This is a genomic window from Serratia sp. Nf2, assembly GCF_003028435.1.
Classification (GTDB): domain Bacteria; phylum Pseudomonadota; class Gammaproteobacteria; order Enterobacterales; family Enterobacteriaceae; genus Serratia; species Serratia marcescens_L.
Map to the genome: position 1 here is coordinate 341,327 of NZ_PYTW01000003.1, position 22,332 is coordinate 363,658.

Here is a 22,332-nt window from a genome sequence, read left to right on the forward strand (position 1 = left end):
CGGGGGGCGGATTATTCGCGCGTGAAACCGGCACCCAGCGGCGCCAGCTGCATTACGCGGCTGGTCACCACCCGGTTTTTGCCGCTGCGCTTCGCCTCATACAACGCTTCGTCGGTCATGGCGATCGCCTTGTCCAGCGTCATGCCGGGCAGATACAGCGACACGCCGATGGACAGCGTGATGTGTGCTTCATCGTGGGCGTTCAGCAAGAACGTCGAACTCGCCACCGCGCTGCGAATACGCTCCGCCACCCCGCCGATGACCTTCGGATCGTAGCTGGCGGTGATCACCATAAACTCCTCGCCGCCGTAACGCCCGACAAAGTCCTCGTTGCGCACGCTGTTTTGCAACAGCCGGCCGACGCTGGCCAGCAGCACGTCGCCGGCCGGATGGCCGTAGGTGTCGTTGATCTTTTTGAAGTCATCCAAATCGAGGATCATCAGCCCGCAGGGGCGGCGTTCGGCGCGCTGCAGCATCAGGTGATAATCGACGCTGGCGCGGTTGTTGATATGGGTCAGGCTGTCGGTGGTGGCGCGTGCGCGCATCGCGAAATAGGCGTAGATATGGCGTTCTTTGAAATTCAGCGCATGGTAGCAAATCGCCAGGCAGAGCGCGGAAACCGCCTGGTACAGCAACACGTCCAGCCACAGCCCGCTCATGTCCACCAGCAGCCACACCACCGCAATGCGATACAGCGCGATAGCGCCGATCGTCAGATAAAACACCCAGTGGGATTTCTTCAGCCACACCCGCGACAGCAGCAGCGGCACCAGGATTGAGGCGATAAACAGGTTATCGACGGTGAAACCGCCGGTCAGCGCCATGGCGAACAAAAAGCTCACCAGCCCGCTGACGCCGCCGCCAAAGAACGTCACCAGGATCATCGGGATCATCGCAAAGCTGTAGTGCACCTTATCGGTCAGCTCCAGCCGGTCCTGGCTTAGATAGAGCACCGCCACCCCGGCCAACAGGCCGAATACGACGCGCTTCCACAGCGCAGAACGGTAGGAGAACGGCGCGTTTTTACTGAGAACGAAATAGCTTACCGACAGCGTGGCGTAGGTGATGCAGGCGTCGCTGTAAATGGCGGGAATGGACGCAATGTAGGTCATAAATAGTCAGCGCGCTCCTCGGGATCGCCAGGGGTTGATGTGCAGACGTTGAATAACGTATCCCTGTCGTCTCCGCTTCGGCGGCGGCTATTTTACACAGTCTATTAATAGAGTAGCAGTTCTATCTTATCGCCAAGCCGTCTATCTCACGATGCGCGCTTCAGGCTACTCTGTGCTTTGTGTTATCGGGGGAGAACCGCATGAATATCGACGATGAACTGCAGGCGCTCAGCGAACAGGAAGCGACGCTGGCCTTTACCCATTTTGACGCCGCCACCGCCTGGGAGCTGGGCGCGGCGCTGAAAACCGCCGCCGAGCGGCGCGGCCTGAGCATCGCCATCGAGATCCAACTGGCCGGGCAAACGCTGTTTTATTACGCCATGCCGGGCGCCACGCCGGACATCGCCGACTGGGTGCGGCGCAAGCGCAATCTGGTGAACCATTTTCACAAAAGTTCTTACGCCATCGGCCTGCGCCTGCAGCAGCGACAAACGTCGCTGGAGGAACGCTACGGGCTGAGCGTGCGCGACTATTCGGTGCACGGCGGCGCCTTCCCGCTCACCCTAACCGGCCTCGGCTGCGTCGGCAGCATCAGCATTTCCGGTGCGCCGCAGAAGGACGATCACCAGCTGCTGGTGAGTACTTTAGCGAACTTTCTCGGCTTATCCCTGCCCGAACTCCACTAGCCGTTGAAACCTCGACTATTCCCTTCCTTTTCAGCCGCAGAATCTGCGGCTGACTTATCTGTTATCGGTATTTAGCGCCAAACAAAAGGGCGACTCTCTGATTTCCTGCGCCAAATTGACACAGGTCTGGTAATCCGCTGAACAAAAGGCGTATGGTATCTGTCACGTGACAAGACGGACCTCATCGGGCCCGCCATTCCTTTCACTTTTGAAGATTTGGTAAGCACCGTAGATGAAAACGCATGAAATAAACAAAATTCGCCCCTTCAGCGCGCTGATAGACGCCTGCTGGCGGGAACCTTATAGCCTGGCGCGGTTGCTGAAAGACGCTATCGCCGGGGTGACGGTCGGTATTATCGCCATCCCGCTGGCGATGGCGCTGGCGATCGCCAGCGGCGTGCCGCCGCAGTACGGCCTGTACACCGCCGCCATCGCCGGCATCGTCATCGCCGTCAGCGGCGGCTCGCGCTACAGCGTCTCCGGCCCCACCGCCGCCTTCGTGGTGATCCTGTATCCGGTTTCGCAGCAGTTCGGCCTGGCCGGCCTGCTGGTCGCCACGCTGATTTCCGGGGTGTTTCTGCTGCTGATGGGGCTGGCGCGCTTTGGCCGGCTGATCGAGTACATTCCGCTGCCGGTGACGCTCGGCTTTACCTCCGGCATCGCCATCACCATCGCCACCATGCAGATCAAGGATTTCTTCGGCCTGCAGCTGGCGCACACGCCGGAAAATTACGTTGGCAAGCTGTACGCCCTGCTGCAGGCGCTGCCGACGCTGGATTTCGGCGATACCCTGATCGGCGCGGTGACGCTCTTGATCCTGATCTTCTGGCCCAAGCTCGGCCTGCGGGTGCCTGGCCACCTGCCGGCGCTGCTGGCGGGCACCGCGCTGATGGGGCTGCTGGCGCTGTTTGACCACCCGGTGGCAACCATCGGCTCGCGCTTCAGCTACCTGCTGGCCGATGGCAGCAGCGGCCAGGGCATTCCGCCGATCCTGCCACAGCTGCTGCTGCCCTGGGATCTGCCGGGCGGCGGCGGGCAGCCGTTCACCCTGAGCTGGCAAACCGTTTCCGCCCTGCTGCCGGCGGCGTTTTCGATGGCGATGCTCGGCGCGATCGAATCGCTGCTGTGCGCCGTGGTGCTCGACGGCATGACCGGCAAGAAGCACAACTCGAACAGCGAACTGCTCGGCCAAGGTGCGGGCAACATCATCGCGCCGTTCTTCGGCGGCATTACCGCCACCGCCGCGATTGCCCGTTCGGCGGCCAACGTGCGCGCCGGCGCCACCTCGCCGGTGTCCGCCATCATCCACGCGCTGCTGGTGCTGTTGGCGCTGCTGGTCTTGGCGCCGTGGCTCTCTTACCTGCCGCTGGCGGCGATGGCGGCGCTGCTGCTGATGGTCGCCTGGAACATGAGCGAGGCGCACAAGGTAATTTACCTGCTGCGCCGGGCGCCGAAGGACGACATTCTGGTGCTGCTGCTGTGCATGTCGCTGACGGTGCTGTTCGATATGGTGATCGCCATTACCGTGGGTATCGTGCTGGCATCGCTGCTGTTTATGCGCCGCATCGCCCGCATGACGCGGCTGAGTGAGCTGAGCGCCGACGGCGGCCGCTTGGTGCTGCGGGTGAACGGCCCGCTGTTCTTCGCCGCCGCCGAGCGCATCTTTACCGAACTGTTGGCGCGCAGCGAAAGTTATCACACGATCGTGCTGCAGTGGGATGCGGTGCCGGTGCTCGACGCCGGCGGCCTGAGCGCCCTGCGGCGCTTTATCGACGTGCTGCCGGCGGACAAGAAATTGGTGATCACCGACGTGCCGTTCCAGCCGCTGAAAACCCTGGCGCGCGCGCGGGTGCAGCCGATCGAGGGCCGCTTGCAGTTCTTCCCGACGCTGCCGGAAGCGCTGGCGGCCACCGGCACCTAAACGTCAAAAAGCCCGACAAGTCGGGCTTTTTTTTATGGCGACGAGCGCTTAGTTGCTGGTATCCAGCTCCGGGAAGCTCTTCACCAGGTCATCGATGGCTTTCATCTGCGCCAGGAACGGCTCCAGCTTGTCCAACGGCAGCGCGGACGGGCCGTCGCACTTGGCGTTTTTCGGATCCGGGTGCGCTTCGAGGAACAGGCCGGCCAGGCCAACCGCCATACCGGCGCGCGCCAGCTCGGCCACCTGAGCGCGGCGGCCGCCGGACGCGGCGCCGAACGGATCGCGTGTCTGCAGCGCGTGGGTCACGTCGAAGATGACCGGATGGCCGCCGGTCACGTTTTTCATCACGTTGATGCCCAGCATGTCGACCACCAGGTTGTCATAGCCAAAGTTGCTGCCGCGATCGCACAGGATCACTTGGTCGTTGCCGCCCTCTTTGAACTTGTCGACGATGTTGCCCATCTGCCCCGGGCTGACGAACTGCGGCTTCTTGACGTTGATCACCGCGCCGGTTTTCGCCATCGCTTCCACCAGATCGGTCTGGCGCGCCAGGAAGGCCGGCAGCTGGATCACGTCAACCACTTCGGAAACCGGCTGCGCCTGCGCCGCTTCATGCACGTCGGTGATGATTTTCACGCCGAAGGTTTTTTTCAGCTCTTCGAAGATCTTCATCCCTTCTTCCAGGCCCGGACCGCGGTACGAGTGGATGGAAGAACGGTTGGCCTTGTCGAAAGAGGCTTTGAATACGTAAGGGATGCCCAGTTTTTGCGTCACGGTGACGTAGTGTTCGCAGATGCTCATCGCCAGATCGCGCGATTCCAGCACGTTCATACCGCCAAACAGCACAAACGGCAGATCGTTTGCTACGTCGATATCGCCAATGCTAACCACTTTCTGTTTCATGCTTTCGCCTTTGTTAAGGTTGTAACCGTCGCCTTGAAAACTGCACGGAGTCATTGAATTAATGCAGCGTCACCTGTTTCGGCTCAATCGAGTGGATCTGTACTTTGATCACTTCGCTGACCGGGTCTTCAGGACACTGCTCGACAAAATAGTTGAGGTCGGAAATCGCGATATGGTTGCACTCCAGCTGGGCGTAAATCAGCCCGCGGTCGCGGATCTCGTACGGGTCTTCCGGATCGAAGCACAGCACCGTTTCGCTGGTGCGCAGCGCCATTTCCAGCTGTTTTTCTTCCATCAGGGCGGCCTTCAGCGTATCGAGCATCTTGCGCACCACCATGATGTTCTCCGACTCATCGAGGTCGTCGTCTTCCAGCTCGGCGCCCAGCCCCAGATTGCCCTTGATCCACACTTCCAGCTGGTGTTCGCTCAGAGTTTCGCCGTTCAGCGGGTTGATCAACCACAGCTCTTCGTCCAGCCAGTCGGCGCGCAGGATCAGCTGAGTGGGGAAAATCACCGGCAACAGCGGCAGATCCAGCGCGTTGGCGATGTGCAGGAAAATGGTGCCCAGCGAGACCGGCGTGCCCTGCCGCCCTTCCAGCACCTTGTCCAGCCAGATGGCGTCCGACAGGCGGTAAACGCCGCTGGCGCCGCCGAATCCCCAGGTCTTGTAGAACAGCTCGATGAGCGCATCCAGTTGCTGCTCCTGAGTGATATCGATCGGCACCGCCGCGCGCGCTTCGTCTACCAGCTGTTGCAGCTTGCGCTCCACGTCGGCAGCGGGAAAATCGCGCCGCACCGACTGCGACACCAGGATCACCCCTTCGCTCAGCGGCGAGGCGTTAAATTCAAAATCAGCAATGCTACTCATAGGTATCCCATCAGAAACGGTATTTTCGTCGTGGCAAGTTTAATTATCAGATACAGACAGCCCAACGCCAGCACGAACGCCACGGTTCGCAGCCGCTGACTTTTGGTCTTCTTGCCCAATGCGACGTAGCCAAGCAGGATATAGATAATAACGCCAAACAGCTTCTCGGTCAGCCATGAGTCCATACCCAGCAGCGGATAAAACCCGAACGTCACCACCAGCGCGATGCCGCTGACGAACAGCAGCGTGTCGTTCAGGTGCGGCGCGACCTTGACCCAGCGGCGGCTCATGATCGGCGAGCGGCGCCACTGCCAGTAGAAACGCAGCACAAACAAGGTAATACTGATGGCGACCGTCAGCAAATGGAAATGTTTCAACGCGGTGTATGCAGTCATGATGCTCCCTTAAATGGCCCGGGCGTCGTTATTATGAGGGGCGCTTATCCCGGCCATTGGCCGAGCGTCACGCGGTCGTTGTCGCCGTAATCACGGTGGGTGGCGACAGCGGAAAATCCGGCGGCCTGCAGCAACGCGCGCACGCTCTCGCCCTGCTGCCAGCCATGTTCCAACAGCAGCCAACCCTGGGGCTGCAAATGGTGCGGCGCCTGGCGCACGATGGCGGCCAGATCCGCCAGCCCATGATCGGCGGCGACCAGCGCGCTGCCCGGCTCGAAGCGCACGTCACCCTGCGACAAATGCGGATCGGCGGCGTCGATATAGGGCGGATTGCTGGCGATCAGCGCGAAGCGTTGCCCCGCCACCGGCGCAAACCAGCTGCCCTGTAAAAATCGGACGTTGTCGATATTCAGCTTGCGCGCATTGTGCTGCGCCAGCGCGACCGCCTCCGGCTGCACATCGACGCCGATCGCTGAACAATCCGGGCGCTCGCTGGCCAGCGCCAGCGCGATGGCGCCGGTGCCGGTGCCGAGATCGAGGAAGTGGCAGGGTTGCGGCGGCAGACGCGCCAGCGCCAGTTCCACCAGGCATTCGGTATCCGGGCGTGGGATTAGCGTTGCGGGCGAGACCGACAGCGGCAGCGACCAAAACTCGCGCTCCCCCACCAGATAGGCCACCGGCTCACCGCGTTCGCGGCGCGCCAGCAGCGTCTCCAGCTGCTGTTGCTGCGGTGGCGTCAGCAGGGTTTCCCCGAACGCCATCAGGAAGGTTCTGGCCTTGCCGGTCACGAAACCCAACAGGATTTCCGCGTCGCGCCGGGCGCTGTCGCTGTGGGTCAAACGCGCGGCGGCGGCTTTCAGCCAGTGTTGATAGTCCATCACTCTTGCTCGGCGGACAGCGCAGCCAGCTGATCGGCCTGATACTCCTGCACGATCGGCTGGATCAGCATGTCCAGTTTGCCTTCCATCACCTCGTCCAGGCGGTAGAGCGTCAGGTTGATGCGGTGGTCGGTCACCCGCCCCTGCGGGAAGTTGTAGGTGCGGTTACGGTCAGAACGATCGCCGCTGCCCAGCAGGTTGCGGCGAGTGGACGCCTCGGCCTGCTGGCGTTTGGCCATCTCGGCGGCGCGAATGCGCGCGCCCAGCACCGACATCGCCTTGGCTTTATTTTTGTGCTGTGAACGTTCGTCCTGGCACTCCACCACGATGCCGGTCGGCAGGTGGGTGATGCGGATCGCCGAGTCGGTGGTGTTAACGTGCTGGCCGCCGGCGCCGGAGGAGCGGAAGGTGTCGATTTTCAGATCGCCCGGGTTGATGTCCGGCAGCTCGGCTTCCGGCACTTCCGGCATCACCGCCACGGTGCAGGCGGAGGTGTGGATGCGCCCCTGGGATTCGGTTTCCGGCACGCGCTGCACGCGGTGGCCGCCGGATTCAAACTTCAGCTGACCGTATACACCGTCGCCGGAGACTTTGGCGATCACTTCTTTAAAGCCGCCGTGCTCGCCTTCGTTGGCGCTCATCACCTCGACCCGCCAGCGGCGGCTTTCCGCATAGCGGCTGTACATGCGGAACAGATCGCCGGCGAAGATCGCCGCCTCATCGCCGCCGGTGCCGGCGCGCACTTCGAGGAAGCAGCTGCGCTCATCGTCCGGATCTTTCGGCAGCAGCAACACCTGCAGCTGCTGCTCCAGCTCTTCGCTGGCCGCCCGCGCCTGTTTCAGCTCGTCCTGCGCCATCTCGCGCATTTCCGGATCGTCCAGCATCATTTCCGCCGTCTCCAGATCCTCCTGCACCTGACGCCATTCCAGGAAGCAGCGGCTGACGTCGGTCAGCTGCGCGTATTCTCGCGACAGCGCGCGGAACCGGTCTTGGTCGGCGATGACGCCGGCATCGCCGAGCAGCGCCTGCACTTCTTCATGGCGCTCTTGTAACGCTTCCAGTTTGGCAACAATAGAAGGCTTCATGCGTGGTAATAAACCCTGTTAATAGAGAAAACTAATGCTGATCCAGCCCGAGGCTGTCGCGTAATAACTGCAACCGCTCCACGTCGCCGTCGCCGGCGGCCTGCTGGAGGGATTTGGTGGGGGCATGAATAAGACGGTTGGTCAGTTTATGGGCCAGCTCGTGAATAACCTGCTCCACGTTGGCACCCTGCGCGATGGCGGCCAGCGCTTTGGCCTCCATCTCTGCGCGAATTTGGTCGGCCTGCGAACGGTAGTCGCGGATGGTTTCCACCGCGCCCTGCGAGCGCAACCAGGCCATGAAGTTGGTGCTTTCCTGCTGCACGATCGACTCCGCCTGCACCGCCGCCGCTTTGCGCTGCGCCAGGTTGCTTTGAATGATGGCGTGCAGATCGTCCACGCTGTACAGATAGGCGTTGGCCAGTTTGCCGACCTCCGGCTCGATGTCGCGCGGTACGGCGATATCCACCAGCAGCATCGGCTGGTTGCGGCGCGCCTTCAGCGCACGCTCCACCATCCCCTTGCCGATGATCGGCAGCGGGCTGGCGGTGGAGCTGATGATGATGTCGGCGTCCGCCAGGCGTTCGTCGATCTCCGGCAGGGTGATCACTTCCGCGCCGACCTCGTCCGCCAGCAGCTGTGCGCGCTCGCGGGTGCGGTTGGCGATGATCATGTGCCGCACTTTGTGTTCGCGCAGGTGACGCGCCACCAGCTCGATGGTTTCACCGGCGCCCACCAGCAAGACGTTGAGATCGGCCAGCGATTCGAAGATCTGGCGCGCCAGGGTACAGGCGGCGAAGGCCACGGAGACCGCGCTGGCGCCAATGTCGGTTTCGGTACGCACACGCTTGGCGACGGAGAAGGATTTCTGGAACAGCCGCTCCAGCTCGCCGGACAGCGACTGGCCGCGTTGAGACTCGGCGAAGGCCTTTTTCACCTGGCCGAGGATCTGCGGTTCACCCAGTACCAGCGAATCCAACCCGCTGGCCACCCGCATCAGATGGCTGACCGCGTCGTTGCCCTGATGCCAGTAAAGGCTTTTCTTCACCTCTTCCGGGCGCAGGTTGTGGTAGGCGCACAGCCAGGCGACCAGTTGTTCGTGCATGTGTTCCTGCTGCTCTACGCTGAGGTACAGCTCGGTGCGGTTGCAGGTGGACAACACGACGCAGCCCTGCACCAACGGTTGTTGGAGCAAGCTGGTCAGCGCCTCATCGATGGACTCTGGCGAGAAGGTCACCCTTTCACGCAGAGAAACCGGAGCGGTTTTGTGATTTATACCTAACGCCAGCAGGGTCATTGCTTCGAGTAATACTTATCTTGGTACGGGTTCTCGTTGAACGGCATTCTACTTGATGCGCGGGATCAATAAAAGTAACAACCGCATCTTCCGTTCAATCGTTGTCATAGATGACATCAATTAATGAATAAGCAATAAATACAGCAGGATAAATAGTCATGGGGTAGGTCGATTGCTTAAATTTTAGCGCAGTTTGCGATAACGCGCACGCTATTCGGCGGACACAACGGCGGCGTTTGCGCAACTCCGGCACCGCTTATCGGGCGCGCCTCCCCCGCCTTCAGGCGATTGTGTTACGCTTAATGGCGACCCCGACGCGCGTGCCGGGTTGCGTGCCGGGTTGGCAGTGCGCCTGTAAAAGCGGCAAGATTCAACGCGATGCAGCAAAAAATTGACGCGCCGCCGCCGCCCCGTTAGCGTGAGCGCTGAATCCGGGTTTCGTCGCGCATGCCCGCAAGGACAAAAGGACAAGAGAAAGTTATGCCAATACGCAAAGTTAGTTTGCTCCGTCTGATCCCGCTGGCCAGCCTGGTGCTGGCCGCCTGTACCACCACCAAGCCGACCGGCCCGGCCACCAGCCCGACCTCACCGCAGTGGCGCGCCCATGAGCAGGCGGTGCAGCAGCTCAGCACCTATCAGACCCGCGGCTCCTTCGCCTACTTGTCTGATCAGAAAAAAGTCTACGCCCGCTTCTTCTGGCAGCAGTTCTCGCCGGAGCGCTACCGTCTGCTGTTGACCAACCCGCTGGGCAGCACGGAAATGGATCTCAACGTGCAGAAAAACGTGGTGCAGTTGACCGACAACCAGGGAAAACGCTACGTCAGCGACAATCCGGAAGAGATGATCCGCAAACTGACCGGCATGGCGATCCCGCTGAACAACCTGCGCCAATGGATGCTCGGCCTGCCGGGCGAAGCCAGCGATTTTGCGTTGGATGACCGATATCGCCTGAGCAAGCTGACCTACCAGCAAGGCGGACAGACCTGGAAAGTGGATTACCAGGGCTACAGCAACGAGGTGCAGCCGACGCTGCCGAACCGCCTGGAGCTGCAGCAGGGCGACCAGCGCATCAAGCTGAAAATGGACAACTGGACGCTCAAATGATCCGCCAGTGGCCCTCCCCCGCGAAACTCAACCTGTTTCTGTACATCACCGGCCGTCGTGAAGACGGCTATCACCTGCTGCAGACGCTGTTCCAGTTTTTGGACTACGGCGACACCCTGACCATTGACCCGCGCCAGGACGACCGCATTCATCTGCTGACGCCGGTCGACGGCGTGCCGGACGAGCAGAACCTGATCGTGCGCGCCGCCCGCTTGCTGCAGCGCTATTGCGATGTACGCGGCCTGCAGACCGCACCGCGCGGCGCCGACATCAGCATCGACAAGCGCCTGCCGATGGGCGGCGGCTTGGGCGGTGGCTCCTCCAACGCCGCCACCGTGCTGGTGGCGCTCAACGAACTGTGGCGCTGCGGTCTTGGCGACGACCAACTGGCCGAGCTGGGGCTCAGCCTCGGCGCCGACGTGCCGGTGTTCGTGCGCGGGCACGCCGCCTTCGCCGAAGGCATCGGCGAGCGCCTGCAGCCGGCCGAGCCGCAGGAAAAGTGGTATCTGGTGGCGCATCCCGGCGTCGGCATCCCGACGCCGGTTATCTTCGGCGACCCCGAGTTGAAAAGAGACACCCCGGTTCGCTCCTTAAGTGAGCTGTTGCAGGCACCGTACGCAAATGATTGCGAACCGATCGCAAGAAAACGTTTTCGCGAGGTTGAACAGCTTCTTTCATGGCTGTTAGAATACGCCCCGTCACGCCTGACTGGCACAGGTGCTTGTGTGTTTGCTGAATTCGACACAGAAATCGCCGCCCGTCAGGTGTTAAATCAAGCCCCGGAGTGGTTGTGTGGTTTTGTAGCGCGCGGCGTTAACGTCTCCCCACTACATCGCATTCGTTCCGGGCGGTTTGAGTCGTAGCTCAACGTTTCGCTGCGCAGGGTCATGCACACCTGGCCCTGTTATCCCTGCGCTGCCTGCGGTCTCAATTTTAGTTTTACATACCCGTATGTATATTGCGCCGGCGTCGCCGACTGCCCCTTGGCGATGCCGTATGACAATATCTTCTCTGGACGCAAGCCTGAGGTTCTTCTCGTGCCTGATATGAAGCTTTTTGCTGGTAACGCCACCCCGGAACTAGCACAACGTATTGCCAACCGTTTGTACACCAGCCTTGGTGACGCCGCTGTAGGTCGTTTTAGCGACGGCGAAGTGAGCGTGCAAATCAACGAAAATGTACGCGGCGGTGATATTTTCATCATCCAGTCCACCTGTGCTCCGACCAACGACAACCTGATGGAACTGGTTGTGATGGTCGACGCCCTGCGTCGCGCCTCCGCAGGTCGTATTACCGCCGTTATCCCTTACTTCGGCTATGCCCGCCAGGATCGCCGTGTGCGTTCCGCGCGTGTGCCGATCACCGCCAAGGTGGTTGCCGATTTCCTCTCCAGCGTAGGGGTTGACCGCGTTCTGACGGTGGATCTGCATGCTGAGCAGATTCAAGGCTTCTTCGACGTACCGGTAGACAACGTGTTCGGCAGCCCGATCCTGCTGGAAGACATGCTGCAGCAGAACCTGGAAAACCCGATCGTGGTTTCCCCGGACATCGGCGGCGTAGTGCGTGCCCGCGCCATCGCCAAACTGCTGAACGACACCGACATGGCCATCATCGACAAACGCCGCCCGCGCGCGAACGTTTCTCAGGTGATGCACATCATCGGTGACGTGGCAGGCCGCGACTGCGTGCTGGTCGACGACATGATCGACACCGGCGGTACCTTGTGTAAAGCGGCTGAAGCGTTGAAAGAACGCGGTGCCAAGCGCGTATTCGCCTACGCGACGCACCCGATCTTCTCCGGCAACGCCGTGGACAACATCAAGAACTCGGTGATTGATGAAGTGATCGTCTGCGACACCATTCCGCTGTCGCCGGAAATCAAGGCACTGAAAAACGTTCGCACTCTGACCCTGTCCGGCATGCTGGCTGAAGCCATCCGCCGCATCAGCAACGAAGAGTCGATCTCTGCGATGTTCGAGCATTGATTCGTCGTCTTTCCGGTGCGGCGCCCACCATGCCGGAAAGATAGCGAGCCCGACAGCAGAAAAAGAAAAACCCGTTGGTGCGTGAGCAACAACGGGTTTTCTACTCGTAGTCCAACATGACCTCAAACCTTAATGCACGGCAGATATTCCCTTGCCCTGCTCCCGCTTCCCTTCTGATTTTTTAATCAATGCGACGAACGATGTTGGTCGTTGCGGCACCGTTTATCAAAGTGTTTTACCCACCAGTAGCGATCCGCCACCTGCTCGCGGCCGCCGATACGCGCGCCCACCAGCCACAACAGCGCGCCGACGAAGATACTCATGATGGCGCCGTGGGCGAAAAATTGCGGTAAATTGAACTGGGATACTTCAGCAATAATGGAGTATCCGACGCCGCCGATCATCACGACCAACCCCAGCCCCATAAAAAAGTTGCCCATTCTGTCCGCGCTTCTACGTTTCATATGCCACCTCCATGATTGCCATGTGCCAACCGGGATAACGCTGCAACTTGTTAACCCACTTTGATAAGTTAAGTATAGTCCTTGTTGCGGCAAGGGGATTGCGGAGGCGATCACAAATGGTAAAGAATTATTGACACTTCTTAACACGCCGCTGAAAATTAGCGGACAAATTGAATTATTCAGCTAATGAATCATTCGTCTTTCTTACCGAGGGCGACGGCGGAGATCGGGTTTTGTCATTCGCCGCCCCGGCAGGTAAACTAACGCCCTTTCCATTACCCTGATCATAGCGAATCTCCCAGTGAGCAGTATTAAATTGATAGTCGGCCTGGCCAACCCGGGCGCGGAATACGCCCAGACGCGCCACAACGCCGGCGCCTGGTACGTCGATCTGCTGGCCCAGCGCCACAATCAGCAGTTGAAAGAAGAGAGCAAGTTCTTCGGCTATACCGCCAGTTTGAACCTCGCGGGCAACGACGTGCGCCTGCTGGTGCCGACCACCTTCATGAACCTGAGCGGCAAAGCGGTGCTGGCGATGGCCAACTTCTACCGCATCGAACCGAACGAGATCCTGGTGGCGCACGACGAGCTGGATCTGCCGCCCGGCGTGGCCAAAATCAAGCTCGGCGGCGGCAACGGCGGCCACAACGGCCTGAAAGACATCCAGAACAAGTTCGGCAACAACCCGAACTTCTACCGCCTGCGCATCGGCATCGGCCATCCGGGTGACAAGAACAAGGTAGTGGGCTTCGTGCTCGGCAAACCGCCGGTCAGCGAGCAGAAGATGATTGACGAAGCGATCGACGAGTCGCTGCGCTGCACCGAGATGCTGATGAAGGACGGGCTGGAAAAAACCGTTCAGCGCCTGCACAGCTTCAAGGCGCAGGCCTGAACCTTGCCGCAGCGGGCGCCCTGCCCGCTGCCTGCTTCTAGCCGCGCGGGTTGAAGGTCTCCTCGCTCACGCGGCGGTCATCGGCGGCGAACCCCTCTTCCGCCACGTAATATTGCGGATCGTCCAGCTCATGGCTGCAGAACGGCCCGGCGCGCTTAAGTAAACGCACGCAGTCACCGCTCAGGTGGCGCAGGCGAATGCTTTTTCCCGCCGCCAGGTAACGCGCCGTCAGCTTATCGATCGCCTCTACGCCGCTGGAATCCATCACCCGGGTGCCGGCAAAATCCAGCACCACGTTCTGCGGATCGCTCTGCGGGTCGAACAGCTCGGCGAAAGCGGCGGCAGAGCCGAAGAACAGCGGGCCATCGAGCCGATACACCGCCACGTCGCTCGTTACCTGACGCTGACGCACGCGGATGCGCGCCTGCTGCCAAGCGAACACCAGCGCCGAGATAATCACCCCGCTGATCACCGCTACCGCCAGATCGGTAAAGATGGTGATCAGCGTGACGGCGACCATCACCAGCGCGTCCGCCTTCGGCATACGGCGCAAACGGCGCAGCGAACTCCACTCGAAGGTGTTGTAACACACCACCAGCATCACCCCGGCCAGCGCCGCCACCGGCAGCAGGCCGATATAGCGCGACAGGCTGACCACAAACAGAATCAGCAGGATGGCGCCCACCGTGCCGGAGAGGCGCCCGCGCCCGCCCGAGGTGAAGTTGATGATCGACTGGCCGATCATTGCGCAGCCGGCGAAGCAGCCGAACAGGCCGCATACCGCGTTACCGGCGCCCTGCGCGATACTCTCGCGGTTGCCGTTCCCCTTCTTGCCGCCCATTTCATCCAGCACCGTCATAGTCAGCAACGATTCAATCAAACCGACCAGGGCGATCACCACCGCATAGGGCAGCACCACCCGCACCATTTCCAGGGTAAACGGTGCCGTCGGCAGGCTGAAGTGCGGCAGCGCGCCGGAAATGTCCGCTAGATCGCCCACCCGCAGCGTGTGCAGATTGAGACCGATCGCCAACGCCGAAACCACCAGCAGCGCCGCCAGCGAAGACGGAATGGCTTTGGTCAGGCGCGGGAACAGCACCACCACCGCAATCGCCAGCGCCACCAGGCCGTACATCAGCGGCCCCTGCCCGGCGATCATCTTCAATTGCGCCAGCATGATGACGATCGCCAGACCATTGACGAAGCCGTGGATCGCCGGCAGCGGCACCAGACGAATGAACTTGCCCAGCCGAAAGGCGCCGATCAGGATTTGGATCCCCCCGGCAAACAGCGTGGCCCACAGCACGTAGCCCATGCCGTACTGCGCCGCCAGGCTCATCAGCACCACCACAATGGAGCCGGCGGCGCCGGAAACCATGCCCGGCTTGCCGCCGAACAGCGCCGTGACCAGGCCGATAATAAACGCGGTATGCAAACCGACGATCGGCGAAAGACCGGCGACCAGCGAAAAGCCGACCGCCTCGGGGATCATCGAAACCGCCACCACAAAGCCCGCCAGGACTTCATTTTTAACGTCCGCGATCCTGACGTTACTCAGGTTAAACATGCATTATTCACTTATGACAGATGACATCATCTCCCCGCGTAGCGGGTATGGGGTACCGCAAGGCGCGGCAGACTGCAGGCGGGTACAGCTCAGGGTGGCGTAGGCAAGAAATACATCCGGCGCGTTTCCTGTCAATTGAACGGAACAGCCAGTATGGGTAAATGTGATCCAAATCTCAATCAAAAACCGGTCGCCCGCGCAGCGCTCGCCCCGGCCAAACAAGTCTGATCGAGATAAACGCCCATTACGTGTATAATGGCGGCATTATTTTGCCCTTTATGCAGTCGATTAAATCTAACCGGCTGATAGTTAAGATATTTAAGGTGATTACAACATGGGATTCAAATGCGGTATCGTCGGCCTGCCCAACGTAGGCAAATCCACCCTGTTCAACGCGTTGACCAAAGCGGGCATTGAAGCAGCCAACTTCCCGTTCTGCACCATTGAACCGAACACCGGTGTGGTGCCGATGCCCGATCCGCGTCTGGATAAGCTGGCCGAGATCGTCAAGCCGCAGCGCATTCTGCCGACCACCATGGAATTCGTCGACATCGCCGGCCTGGTGAAAGGCGCGTCCAAGGGTGAAGGCCTGGGCAACCAGTTCCTGACCAACATCCGCGAAACCGAAGCCATCGGCCACGTGGTGCGCTGCTTCGAGAACGACAACATCATTCACGTCAACAACAAGGTCGATCCGGCCGAAGACATCGACGTGATCAACACCGAGCTGGCGCTGTCTGACCTGGACACCTGCGAGCGCGCCATCCACCGCGTGCAGAAGAAAGCCAAAGGCGGCGACAAAGACGCCAAAGCCGAGCTGGCGGCGCTGGAGAAATGCCTGCCGCACCTGGAAAACGCCGGCATGCTGCGCGCGCTGGATCTGAGCGACGAAGACAAAGCGGCGATCAAATACCTGAGCTTCCTGACCCTGAAGCCAACCATGTACATCGCCAACGTCAACGAAGACGGCTTCGAGAACAACCCGTACCTGGACACCGTGCGTAAAATCGCCGACGCCGAAGGCTCCGTAGTGGTTGCCGTATGCGCCGCCGTGGAATCCGACATCGCCGAGCTGGAAGACGAAGATCGCGACGAGTTCATGGCCGAACTGGGCCTGGAAGAGCCGGGCCTGAACCGCGTGATCCGTGCCGGTTATGAACTGCTGAACCTGCAGACCTACTTCACCGCCGGCGTGAAAGAAGTGCGCGCCTGGACCATCCCGGTCGGCGCCACCGCCCCGCAGGCGGCCGGCAAGATCCACACCGACTTCGAGAAAGGCTTTATCCGCGCGCAAACCATCGCCTTCGACGACTTCATCACCTACAAGGGTGAACAAGGCGCCAAAGAAGCCGGTAAAATGCGTTCCGAAGGTAAAGATTACATCGTCAAAGACGGCGACGTGATGAACTTCCTGTTCAACGTCTAATCCCTTCCCCGCAGCGTTTCTCTCGGCTGCCGGAAACGTAAAAATCCACGCTTCGGCGTGGATTTTTTATTTTCGGGAGGGAACGTGCCAGCGCTTAAAGCAATGCGGCATCATCCCAGCAGAAACCTTTATTTATTTAACCGCGGGAAAAGCGCAAGACCGTTATTCCGATTGAAGTTTACTTTCTGCGCATCGGTCAGGTTTGTCTCGGCGTCGAGAATATGATTAAACTTAGCGGCGACGGGCTCAGGCGCATAAGGATAATCGCTGCCGAAAAGAATATTATTATGATTCGCAAACGCCAGTAGGCTGGAGAATGCATTAGGGCCGGAAGACAATGCGGTATCAAAATAAAAGCGCTTAAATTTACCGTCCAATTCCTGAGCTGACGGCCCATTTGGATTAAGTGACTCTGCCAGCAATGTAAAACGCAAAACGGCATAAGGCAAGAAACCGCCGGCATGCGAAAGAATAATTTTCACGTTAGGATAATTATCCATAACGCCGTTCAACACCATATGGACGGCATTGCGTGTAGTATCAAACGGATAATCAACCAAGGGGCCAGGAACGCCATCCAGCAAATCCATGATGGGATGACCAGGGTGAATGAAAACAACGGCAGAGCGTTGGTTAAGCGCCGCCCAAAGCGGAGCCCACTTTTTATCACCTAAATAGACCCCTTCATAATTGGTTAATAACACCACGCCATCGGCTTTCAGCACATCCAGTGCATACTCAACTTCACGCACCGCCCCCTCAACGTCCGGCAACGGCACGGTCGCAAAGTGACCAAACCGCGTGGGGTATTTCGCCACCAGATCCGCCGTATATTCATTGACTTTCCTGGCCATATCGCGGCGAGCCTGACCTTCCCAGCCAACCACGCTTGGCGCGGTTAACGATAGGACGCTGGTCGCTATTTGCTGTTTGTCCATATAGCGAAGATGATCGTCCGCCGTCCATTTTGGCAAGGTCCAGCCGGACGGATCGCCGCCGTGGTTCGGCAGCGCGCTGCCCCAAAAGGGCGGGACCAGGTGAGTATGAACGTCGATTCTGGCTAATGAATTCATTTAGCGCCTCCACTATGCATATATTTTATCGTTGAAATATATAGCAACACGCTGAGTGTTGTTGACTAGCTCGCATTTCAGAAATAACCTACACTTTAACGCGAGCTCTATTAGAGGGTATTTTCATGGAAACCATATATCCAATTCATTTTTTTGAACGACTGATACAGGAATCTAATCCATGAATTTTCGCCATATCCAGGCATTCCTGGCCCTCGTTGAAGAAAAACATTTTGGCAAAGCGGCCAAGCGCATTCATATTACGCAGTCGGCTTTCAGCATGCAGATAAAAGCGCTGGAAGAAGAGATTGGTGCACCACTCTTTATTCGCAACAACCGTAATGTCGAACTCACTGAGGTGGGAGAGGTATTTTTAAAAAACGCGCCGGATATTTATGAGAAAATAAAAAGTACGCTTGACGAAACCAAAGCGGCGGCGAAAGGTGAGAATGGCAATGTGCGCATCGGATTTGTCGGCAATGCCGTGGCGGCAGGATTAGTCACCGCCGATATTCATCGATTTAAAGCAGAGCACCCCGGCGTTAACTTCCGCGCCAAAGAGCTGTCATACTGGAAACAAATCGATGAGATCGTCAACGGAAATATCGACGTCAGCTACTGCCCCAATCTGGATCTCAATATCCCACCGGAGCTCGGCTTTATACCCATAAAAAAATTTGACTGGGTCGTCGTGATTCAGGAAGACTCCGATCTGGCGAAAAAAGAGGCCTTGAAAAAGGAAGACCTCTCTGGGCGAGATTTTATCATCTACTCGGAAAACAGCGGAGACGATGGCCAGCTTCGTATCCTGAACGCCATTATTGAAGAAGACATCAAGGTAGCCTATCGGTTAGACAGCACATTAAGCGTGCTCGGCATGGTGGCCTCCGGCCTTGGCATCGCCATCGTTCCCTCTTCGCTATCCTCAATCAAACTGCCCAACATCACCTACAGGCCGATCCCCGCCGTCGATAACGCAACTGAGGTTTTTTTCATCTATCGTAAGGATGAAAAATCCGCCATCGTTAATGCATTCATATCAGATGTACAACACAGCCTATGATGCCTGCCGGGTTACCTTCGCAGCCCCCACGCGGTGATGCCGGTTTTGTTTAAGCGAAGATAAAAAACCGGCGCTCATCGTCGCTTTTAAGCATCGGGCATTCCGTCAGCGCCGCTACCCCTCCCACACCGAAGGCCGGTTCTCGCTGCGCCATTTCTCCCCCGCCGCCGTCCCCGGCACCGGGGGCTTCAAGCCTTCGATAGTCCACAGCGAGAACGGCGTTTCGTCCACGTGCAGCTCCCAGCGCAGCCCGCGCGCGGCGAGGTAGGGTTGCAGGATGCGGGTGCAGGCCGCCAGGAATTGCTGCTGCTCCGCGTCGTTGTCCATGGCGCGGGCGATATGGTCGATGGTCACCCGCACGAAGTCATCGGCCGGTTCGCCGCCGAGATACGCCGCGCCGGGTGGCAGCGCGTGGAAGAAGACGTTGACGTAGAAGCGCGGTAAAAAGTCTTGGTACAGGGCGGTGACCTTCTGCGCAAGCGCGCGTTTATCGGCGGCGCTGAAGGCCGGTTCAGGGTGGTAAATCTGCCACAGTGGCATCGCGTTCTCTCCTCGGTAAAGCTGCGGGGTATCGACAATCGTTCTGGCCGGCAGCCGGTGTCAAACAAAACTCTAATAATAAGAGTAATAACTCCAATCATTGAAGTGATCAAGCCTAGGCGATAAAATTATCGGCAATCAGACGGAAAACAGAGGTAAGGCAAGGTGAAAGCAAAAGGGTTTGAGGGCATGACGTGTTCGGTGGCCCACGTGCTGTCGGCATTGGGCGATCGCTGGGGTGCGATCCTCATGCGCGATCTGTTGCTGGGGCTCTCGCGCTATGACGATCTGCGCCAGTCGACCGGCATCACCAACAATACGTTGGCCGATCGGCTCAAGGCGCTGGAAGGCAACGGCCTTATCGAAAAACGGCAATACCAGACGCGCCCCGATCGCTACGAGTATCTGCCGACGGAGAAGGGAAAAGATCTCGGTCTGCTGGTGATGGCGATGATTCAGATTGGCGACAAATGGAACCTGTCCGAGCTGGCCGGGCCGCCGCTGCGCGTGGTTGACCGCGCGAGCGGCCACCCCGCCACCCTGCGCGTGATCGATGCCGTGACCGGCGAACCGCTGCCGCCGCAAAACCTGGCGCTGGCCGCCGGGCCCGGCGCCGATGAGATCACGCGATGGCGGCTGGCCGTCGGCAAAACCCGCTAACGGCGCACTACAACAGCGCAATCATCTTCAGCAGTTCGACCCGATTGCGGATGCCGAACTTTTTGCCGGCGTTATTGAGGTGCGAATAAACGGTTTTCGGGTGCAGGTTAAGCCGCCGCGCGGTCAAGCGGATATCTTCGGTGCGGGCGGTTTCACACAGCACCGCCGCCTCGCCAGGCGTGATCGCCGCCGCCCGATGCCGGTTCACCACGTGCCGTTCACCTTCCTCCTCACGGCAGACCAGCGCCGCGCAGGTTTCCCGCACCACCTGCAGCGCTTCCCGTTTGTGCAAAATCGCATCCGGCTGCGCCGCAGCGATAAACGCCAGGATCAGCGGTGAAGTCTTATCGACGAAGAACAGTATCCGGACGTCTTTATATTCAGCGCGGCAAAGGTCAATAAACCTCAAATAGGTTTCGAACCGATAAATTTCATGGGGAAAATCCATGATAATTAAATCAGGCGCCGGGCTTATATTTTTAACGATGTTAATATTGGGCGAAGATAAGGTTATCACCCCACCTCCCAATAATGTTTTCATGCCCAACCGGCACAGCGGTGAACCGTCGATATAAATCACTCTCACTTTAATTCTCCTTATCAGCATGAAAGCATGCTTCCACACCTCAGGCGGCTTGTCGCTGCTCTTTTTTGGGGTAATTTGCCTGCAAAGCACACCAATATAAAACATATTGATAACATGTTTTTTAAATAATCGCACATCCGTCAGCACGTTGATTAATACGCAAAAAAGGCATGAATGTTTCAAATTATTTCAATCACAAAATCTAGCAACCCAATAAAATCGCAACGTAATGATATAGATCTATTTTCTATTTTGTATGATATAAGAACAAATGAAAATAAATGTAACAGCAGGCCTTCTCGTCTTATTGCCTTATTCAAAACACCTATAGGGAAAATTCTTAGTTTGTTAGGATGAAAATCCATGTTTGCCGAGGCGTTTAAAAAACAATTGCGCAACATGATTAACCCACAACCGCACGTCAGTAATTTATTACTGTCAGGAAAGCTTTTCTCTAAAGTAAATTAAAGGGCATTTCACATGAATGTTAAATTAGTCGCATTATCCATGCTGGCTCTCTCCGGCGCCTGTGCGGCCGCTTCGTCCAATACGGTGCAATTTAAAGGCGAAGTCAGCACGCAAACCTGCTCGGTGAATATTAACGGTAACCAATCCAATCCGGTCGTTCTGCTGCCAACCGTCGCCGCCAGCAAACTCGCCACTAAAGGCGCCACCGCCGGTGACACCACGTTTACCGTTAACGTCACGGGCTGTACGGCCGCAACCAGCGATACGGCGATCAAAACCGTGCTGGCGGGCAACAACCCGACCACCAACGGCAACCTGGGCAACGCGGGCGATGCGGCCAAGGTGTCCATTCAACTGCTGGACAGCGACGCCACCACGCCGTTGTCATTCGCCAGCGGTTCGACCGTCACCACGTCGGCGATGACGCTGGCGAAAGACGCCACCTCCACCTCGCAGAACCTGGTGGCCCGCTACTACGCGGAAGACACCGGCGTGGCGGCCGGTTCGGTGATCGCCACCGCACAGTTCGCCATTAGCTACAAATAAGCCGGCGTCAGGCGCCATACCTGTTGATGCCAGCGCCGCCCTTCGCCGGGCGGCGCTGAATGACTCGCTCCCTTTATCGGTTCACGTTTATGCCGCAGATAACCCGCACCGCCCGTCGATGGGCCGCCCTGTCGCTTTGCCTGATGAGTTTTGCCGCTACCCACGCGTCGGCCAGCGTGACGCTGCTCGGCAACCGCGTGATCTACCCCGCCGAGGCGCGGGAAAAAACGCTGCAGTTCACCAACGACGACGGCACCCCGGCGCTGATGCAGATCTGGCTCGACATCAATAACCCCAAATCCACGCCGCAAAACGCCGATGCGCCCTTTGTCGCCTCGCCGCAAATCTTCCGCATGAATCCGCACAGCGGGCAAATGGTGCGACTGTCGTTCGTCGGCCAGCCGCTGCCGCGCGATCGCGAATCGCTGTTCTACCTCAACTTCCTGCAGGTGCCCGCCGTGCGCCAGACGGACAGCGACAAGAACAAACTGCTGCTGGTGGTCACCAATCGGCTGAAGGTGTTCTATCGCCCCGCCGGGCTGGCCGGCGACGCCAACCACGTCATCGATCGGCTCAGCCTGCGCCAGGCCGGCAACGCGCTGCGCGTCGACAACCCGACCGGCTACTACGTCAACGTCAGCCAAGCCGCGATCCTGAGCGGCGCGAAGCGCATCGCCATCCCGCAGGCGGACCTGATCCCGCCGTTTTCACAGGCCAGTTGGCCGGTGAACGGGGAGGTGCGGCAGGTCGCACTGCGCGTCATCAATGACTATGGGGTGGAAATCACACGCACCCTGAACGTCGCACGCTGACACC

At 58.9% G+C, this 22,332-nt stretch carries 23 protein-coding genes; 11 read left to right on the top strand and 12 right to left on the bottom strand.

The genetic code is table 11. The features are described 5' to 3' along the window. Positions 1 to 11: 11 nt before the first annotated feature. Positions 12 to 1,112 carry a GGDEF domain-containing protein gene (locus C9411_RS09440; RefSeq protein WP_107226932.1) on the bottom strand — a complete coding sequence of 367 codons (1,101 nt, stop codon included), beginning with the start codon at positions 1,110 to 1,112 and terminating at the stop codon, positions 12 to 14. Between the two features lie 200 nt (positions 1,113 to 1,312). Here C9411_RS09440 and C9411_RS09445 point away from each other — a divergent pair, with 200 nt between their 5' ends. Both C9411_RS09445 and dauA read left to right on the top strand, forming a co-directional pair. Then, a complete protein-coding gene (locus C9411_RS09445; RefSeq protein ID WP_063989590.1) occupies positions 1,313 to 1,798 on the top strand; it encodes a heme-degrading domain-containing protein in 486 nt (161 codons plus the stop codon). 232 nt (positions 1,799 to 2,030) lie between these two features. Beyond that, positions 2,031 to 3,719 carry a C4-dicarboxylic acid transporter DauA gene (gene dauA, locus C9411_RS09450; RefSeq protein WP_107226933.1) on the top strand — a complete coding sequence of 563 codons (1,689 nt, stop codon included), beginning with the start codon at positions 2,031 to 2,033 and terminating at the stop codon, positions 3,717 to 3,719. A 48-nt stretch (positions 3,720 to 3,767) separates the two neighbouring features. Here the strand turns inward: dauA and kdsA are convergent, their stop codons facing one another. Genes kdsA through hemA form a run of 6 tightly spaced genes read right to left on the bottom strand, consistent with a single transcriptional unit; the run spans position 3,768 to position 9,142 of the window. Beyond that, complete coding sequence (gene kdsA / locus C9411_RS09455; protein ID WP_038872048.1) at positions 3,768 to 4,622, bottom strand: 3-deoxy-8-phosphooctulonate synthase; 855 nt, start codon at positions 4,620 to 4,622, stop codon at positions 3,768 to 3,770. A 58-nt stretch (positions 4,623 to 4,680) separates the two neighbouring features. Continuing rightward, entirely contained in the window at positions 4,681 to 5,490 is an 810-nt protein-coding gene (sirB1, locus tag C9411_RS09460) for an invasion regulator SirB1 (protein ID WP_107226934.1), read from the bottom strand. Next, complete coding sequence (locus C9411_RS09465; protein ID WP_199200123.1) at positions 5,487 to 5,888, bottom strand: SirB2 family protein; 402 nt, start codon at positions 5,886 to 5,888, stop codon at positions 5,487 to 5,489. Before C9411_RS09465 ends, sirB1 begins: the two co-directional genes overlap by 4 nt. Positions 5,889 to 5,929: 41 nt before the next feature. Further along, positions 5,930 to 6,763, bottom strand: a complete 834-nt coding sequence (gene prmC / locus C9411_RS09470) for a peptide chain release factor N(5)-glutamine methyltransferase (protein WP_107226936.1) — start codon at positions 6,761 to 6,763, stop codon at positions 5,930 to 5,932. Next, positions 6,763 to 7,848, bottom strand: a complete 1,086-nt coding sequence (prfA, locus tag C9411_RS09475; RefSeq protein ID WP_063989587.1) for a peptide chain release factor 1 — start codon at positions 7,846 to 7,848, stop codon at positions 6,763 to 6,765. The genes prmC and prfA overlap by 1 nt, the downstream gene beginning before the upstream one ends. A gap of 31 nt (positions 7,849 to 7,879) precedes the next feature. Beyond that, complete coding sequence (hemA, locus tag C9411_RS09480) at positions 7,880 to 9,142, bottom strand: glutamyl-tRNA reductase (RefSeq protein WP_107226937.1); 1,263 nt, start codon at positions 9,140 to 9,142, stop codon at positions 7,880 to 7,882. Positions 9,143 to 9,622: 480 nt separating this feature from the next. Here hemA and lolB point away from each other — a divergent pair, with 480 nt between their 5' ends. The 3 genes from lolB (at position 9,623) to prs (ending at position 12,231) form a co-directional block, all read left to right on the top strand. Further along, on the top strand, positions 9,623 to 10,246 hold the full coding sequence (gene lolB / locus C9411_RS09485) for a lipoprotein insertase outer membrane protein LolB (RefSeq protein ID WP_063989586.1): 624 nt from the start codon (positions 9,623 to 9,625) through the stop codon (positions 10,244 to 10,246). Then, positions 10,243 to 11,109 (top strand): 4-(cytidine 5'-diphospho)-2-C-methyl-D-erythritol kinase, encoded by an 867-nt coding sequence (gene ispE / locus C9411_RS09490; RefSeq protein WP_063989585.1) that lies wholly within the window; start codon positions 10,243 to 10,245, stop codon positions 11,107 to 11,109. The genes lolB and ispE overlap by 4 nt, the downstream gene beginning before the upstream one ends. 174 nt (positions 11,110 to 11,283) lie before the next feature. Continuing rightward, positions 11,284 to 12,231, top strand: coding sequence for a ribose-phosphate diphosphokinase (gene prs / locus C9411_RS09495; protein WP_004941061.1), 948 nt, complete (start codon positions 11,284 to 11,286; stop codon positions 12,229 to 12,231). A 185-nt stretch (positions 12,232 to 12,416) separates the two neighbouring features. Here prs and ychH read toward each other — a convergent pair whose 3' ends face one another. Beyond that, positions 12,417 to 12,695 (bottom strand): stress-induced protein YchH, encoded by a 279-nt coding sequence (gene ychH / locus C9411_RS09500; RefSeq protein ID WP_025302491.1) that lies wholly within the window; start codon positions 12,693 to 12,695, stop codon positions 12,417 to 12,419. Between the two features lie 301 nt (positions 12,696 to 12,996). Between ychH and pth the strand changes: the two genes are divergently transcribed. After that, positions 12,997 to 13,587 carry an aminoacyl-tRNA hydrolase gene (gene pth / locus C9411_RS09505; RefSeq protein WP_107226938.1) on the top strand — a complete coding sequence of 197 codons (591 nt, stop codon included), beginning with the start codon at positions 12,997 to 12,999 and terminating at the stop codon, positions 13,585 to 13,587. A gap of 37 nt (positions 13,588 to 13,624) precedes the next feature. Here the strand turns inward: pth and C9411_RS09510 are convergent, their stop codons facing one another. Then, on the bottom strand, positions 13,625 to 15,154 hold the full coding sequence (locus tag C9411_RS09510) for a SulP family inorganic anion transporter (RefSeq protein WP_107226939.1): 1,530 nt from the start codon (positions 15,152 to 15,154) through the stop codon (positions 13,625 to 13,627). A gap of 334 nt (positions 15,155 to 15,488) precedes the next feature. Between C9411_RS09510 and ychF the strand changes: the two genes are divergently transcribed. Further along, positions 15,489 to 16,580 carry a redox-regulated ATPase YchF gene (ychF, locus tag C9411_RS09515; protein WP_049211448.1) on the top strand — a complete coding sequence of 364 codons (1,092 nt, stop codon included), beginning with the start codon at positions 15,489 to 15,491 and terminating at the stop codon, positions 16,578 to 16,580. 128 nt (positions 16,581 to 16,708) lie between these two features. Here ychF and C9411_RS09520 read toward each other — a convergent pair whose 3' ends face one another. Continuing rightward, positions 16,709 to 17,653, bottom strand: a complete 945-nt coding sequence (locus tag C9411_RS09520) for an amidohydrolase family protein (RefSeq protein WP_063989582.1) — start codon at positions 17,651 to 17,653, stop codon at positions 16,709 to 16,711. Positions 17,654 to 17,834: 181 nt separating this feature from the next. Between C9411_RS09520 and C9411_RS09525 the strand changes: the two genes are divergently transcribed. Beyond that, positions 17,835 to 18,716: a LysR family transcriptional regulator gene (locus C9411_RS09525; RefSeq protein ID WP_063989581.1), complete on the top strand. Its 882-nt coding sequence runs from the start codon at positions 17,835 to 17,837 to the stop codon at positions 18,714 to 18,716. A gap of 114 nt (positions 18,717 to 18,830) precedes the next feature. On the opposite strand, the gene C9411_RS09530 is transcribed toward C9411_RS09525, so the two are convergent. Then, positions 18,831 to 19,256 (bottom strand): tautomerase family protein, encoded by a 426-nt coding sequence (locus C9411_RS09530; RefSeq protein ID WP_107226940.1) that lies wholly within the window; start codon positions 19,254 to 19,256, stop codon positions 18,831 to 18,833. A 189-nt stretch (positions 19,257 to 19,445) separates the two neighbouring features. Here C9411_RS09530 and C9411_RS09535 point away from each other — a divergent pair, with 189 nt between their 5' ends. Beyond that, positions 19,446 to 19,916 (top strand): helix-turn-helix domain-containing protein, encoded by a 471-nt coding sequence (locus C9411_RS09535; RefSeq protein ID WP_233221890.1) that lies wholly within the window; start codon positions 19,446 to 19,448, stop codon positions 19,914 to 19,916. Between the two features lie 7 nt (positions 19,917 to 19,923). Here C9411_RS09535 and C9411_RS09540 read toward each other — a convergent pair whose 3' ends face one another. Further along, positions 19,924 to 20,649: a LuxR C-terminal-related transcriptional regulator gene (locus C9411_RS09540; RefSeq protein WP_233221891.1), complete on the bottom strand. Its 726-nt coding sequence runs from the start codon at positions 20,647 to 20,649 to the stop codon at positions 19,924 to 19,926. A gap of 333 nt (positions 20,650 to 20,982) precedes the next feature. Between C9411_RS09540 and C9411_RS09545 the strand changes: the two genes are divergently transcribed. Both C9411_RS09545 and C9411_RS09550 read left to right on the top strand, forming a co-directional pair. Then, positions 20,983 to 21,516, top strand: coding sequence for a fimbrial protein (locus C9411_RS09545; protein ID WP_063989578.1), 534 nt, complete (start codon positions 20,983 to 20,985; stop codon positions 21,514 to 21,516). A gap of 89 nt (positions 21,517 to 21,605) precedes the next feature. Beyond that, the gene (locus tag C9411_RS09550) at positions 21,606 to 22,328 is read left to right on the top strand and encodes a molecular chaperone (protein WP_063989577.1); all 723 of its coding nucleotides are present in this window, start codon (positions 21,606 to 21,608) and stop codon (positions 22,326 to 22,328) included. Positions 22,329 to 22,332: the final 4 nt, after the last annotated feature.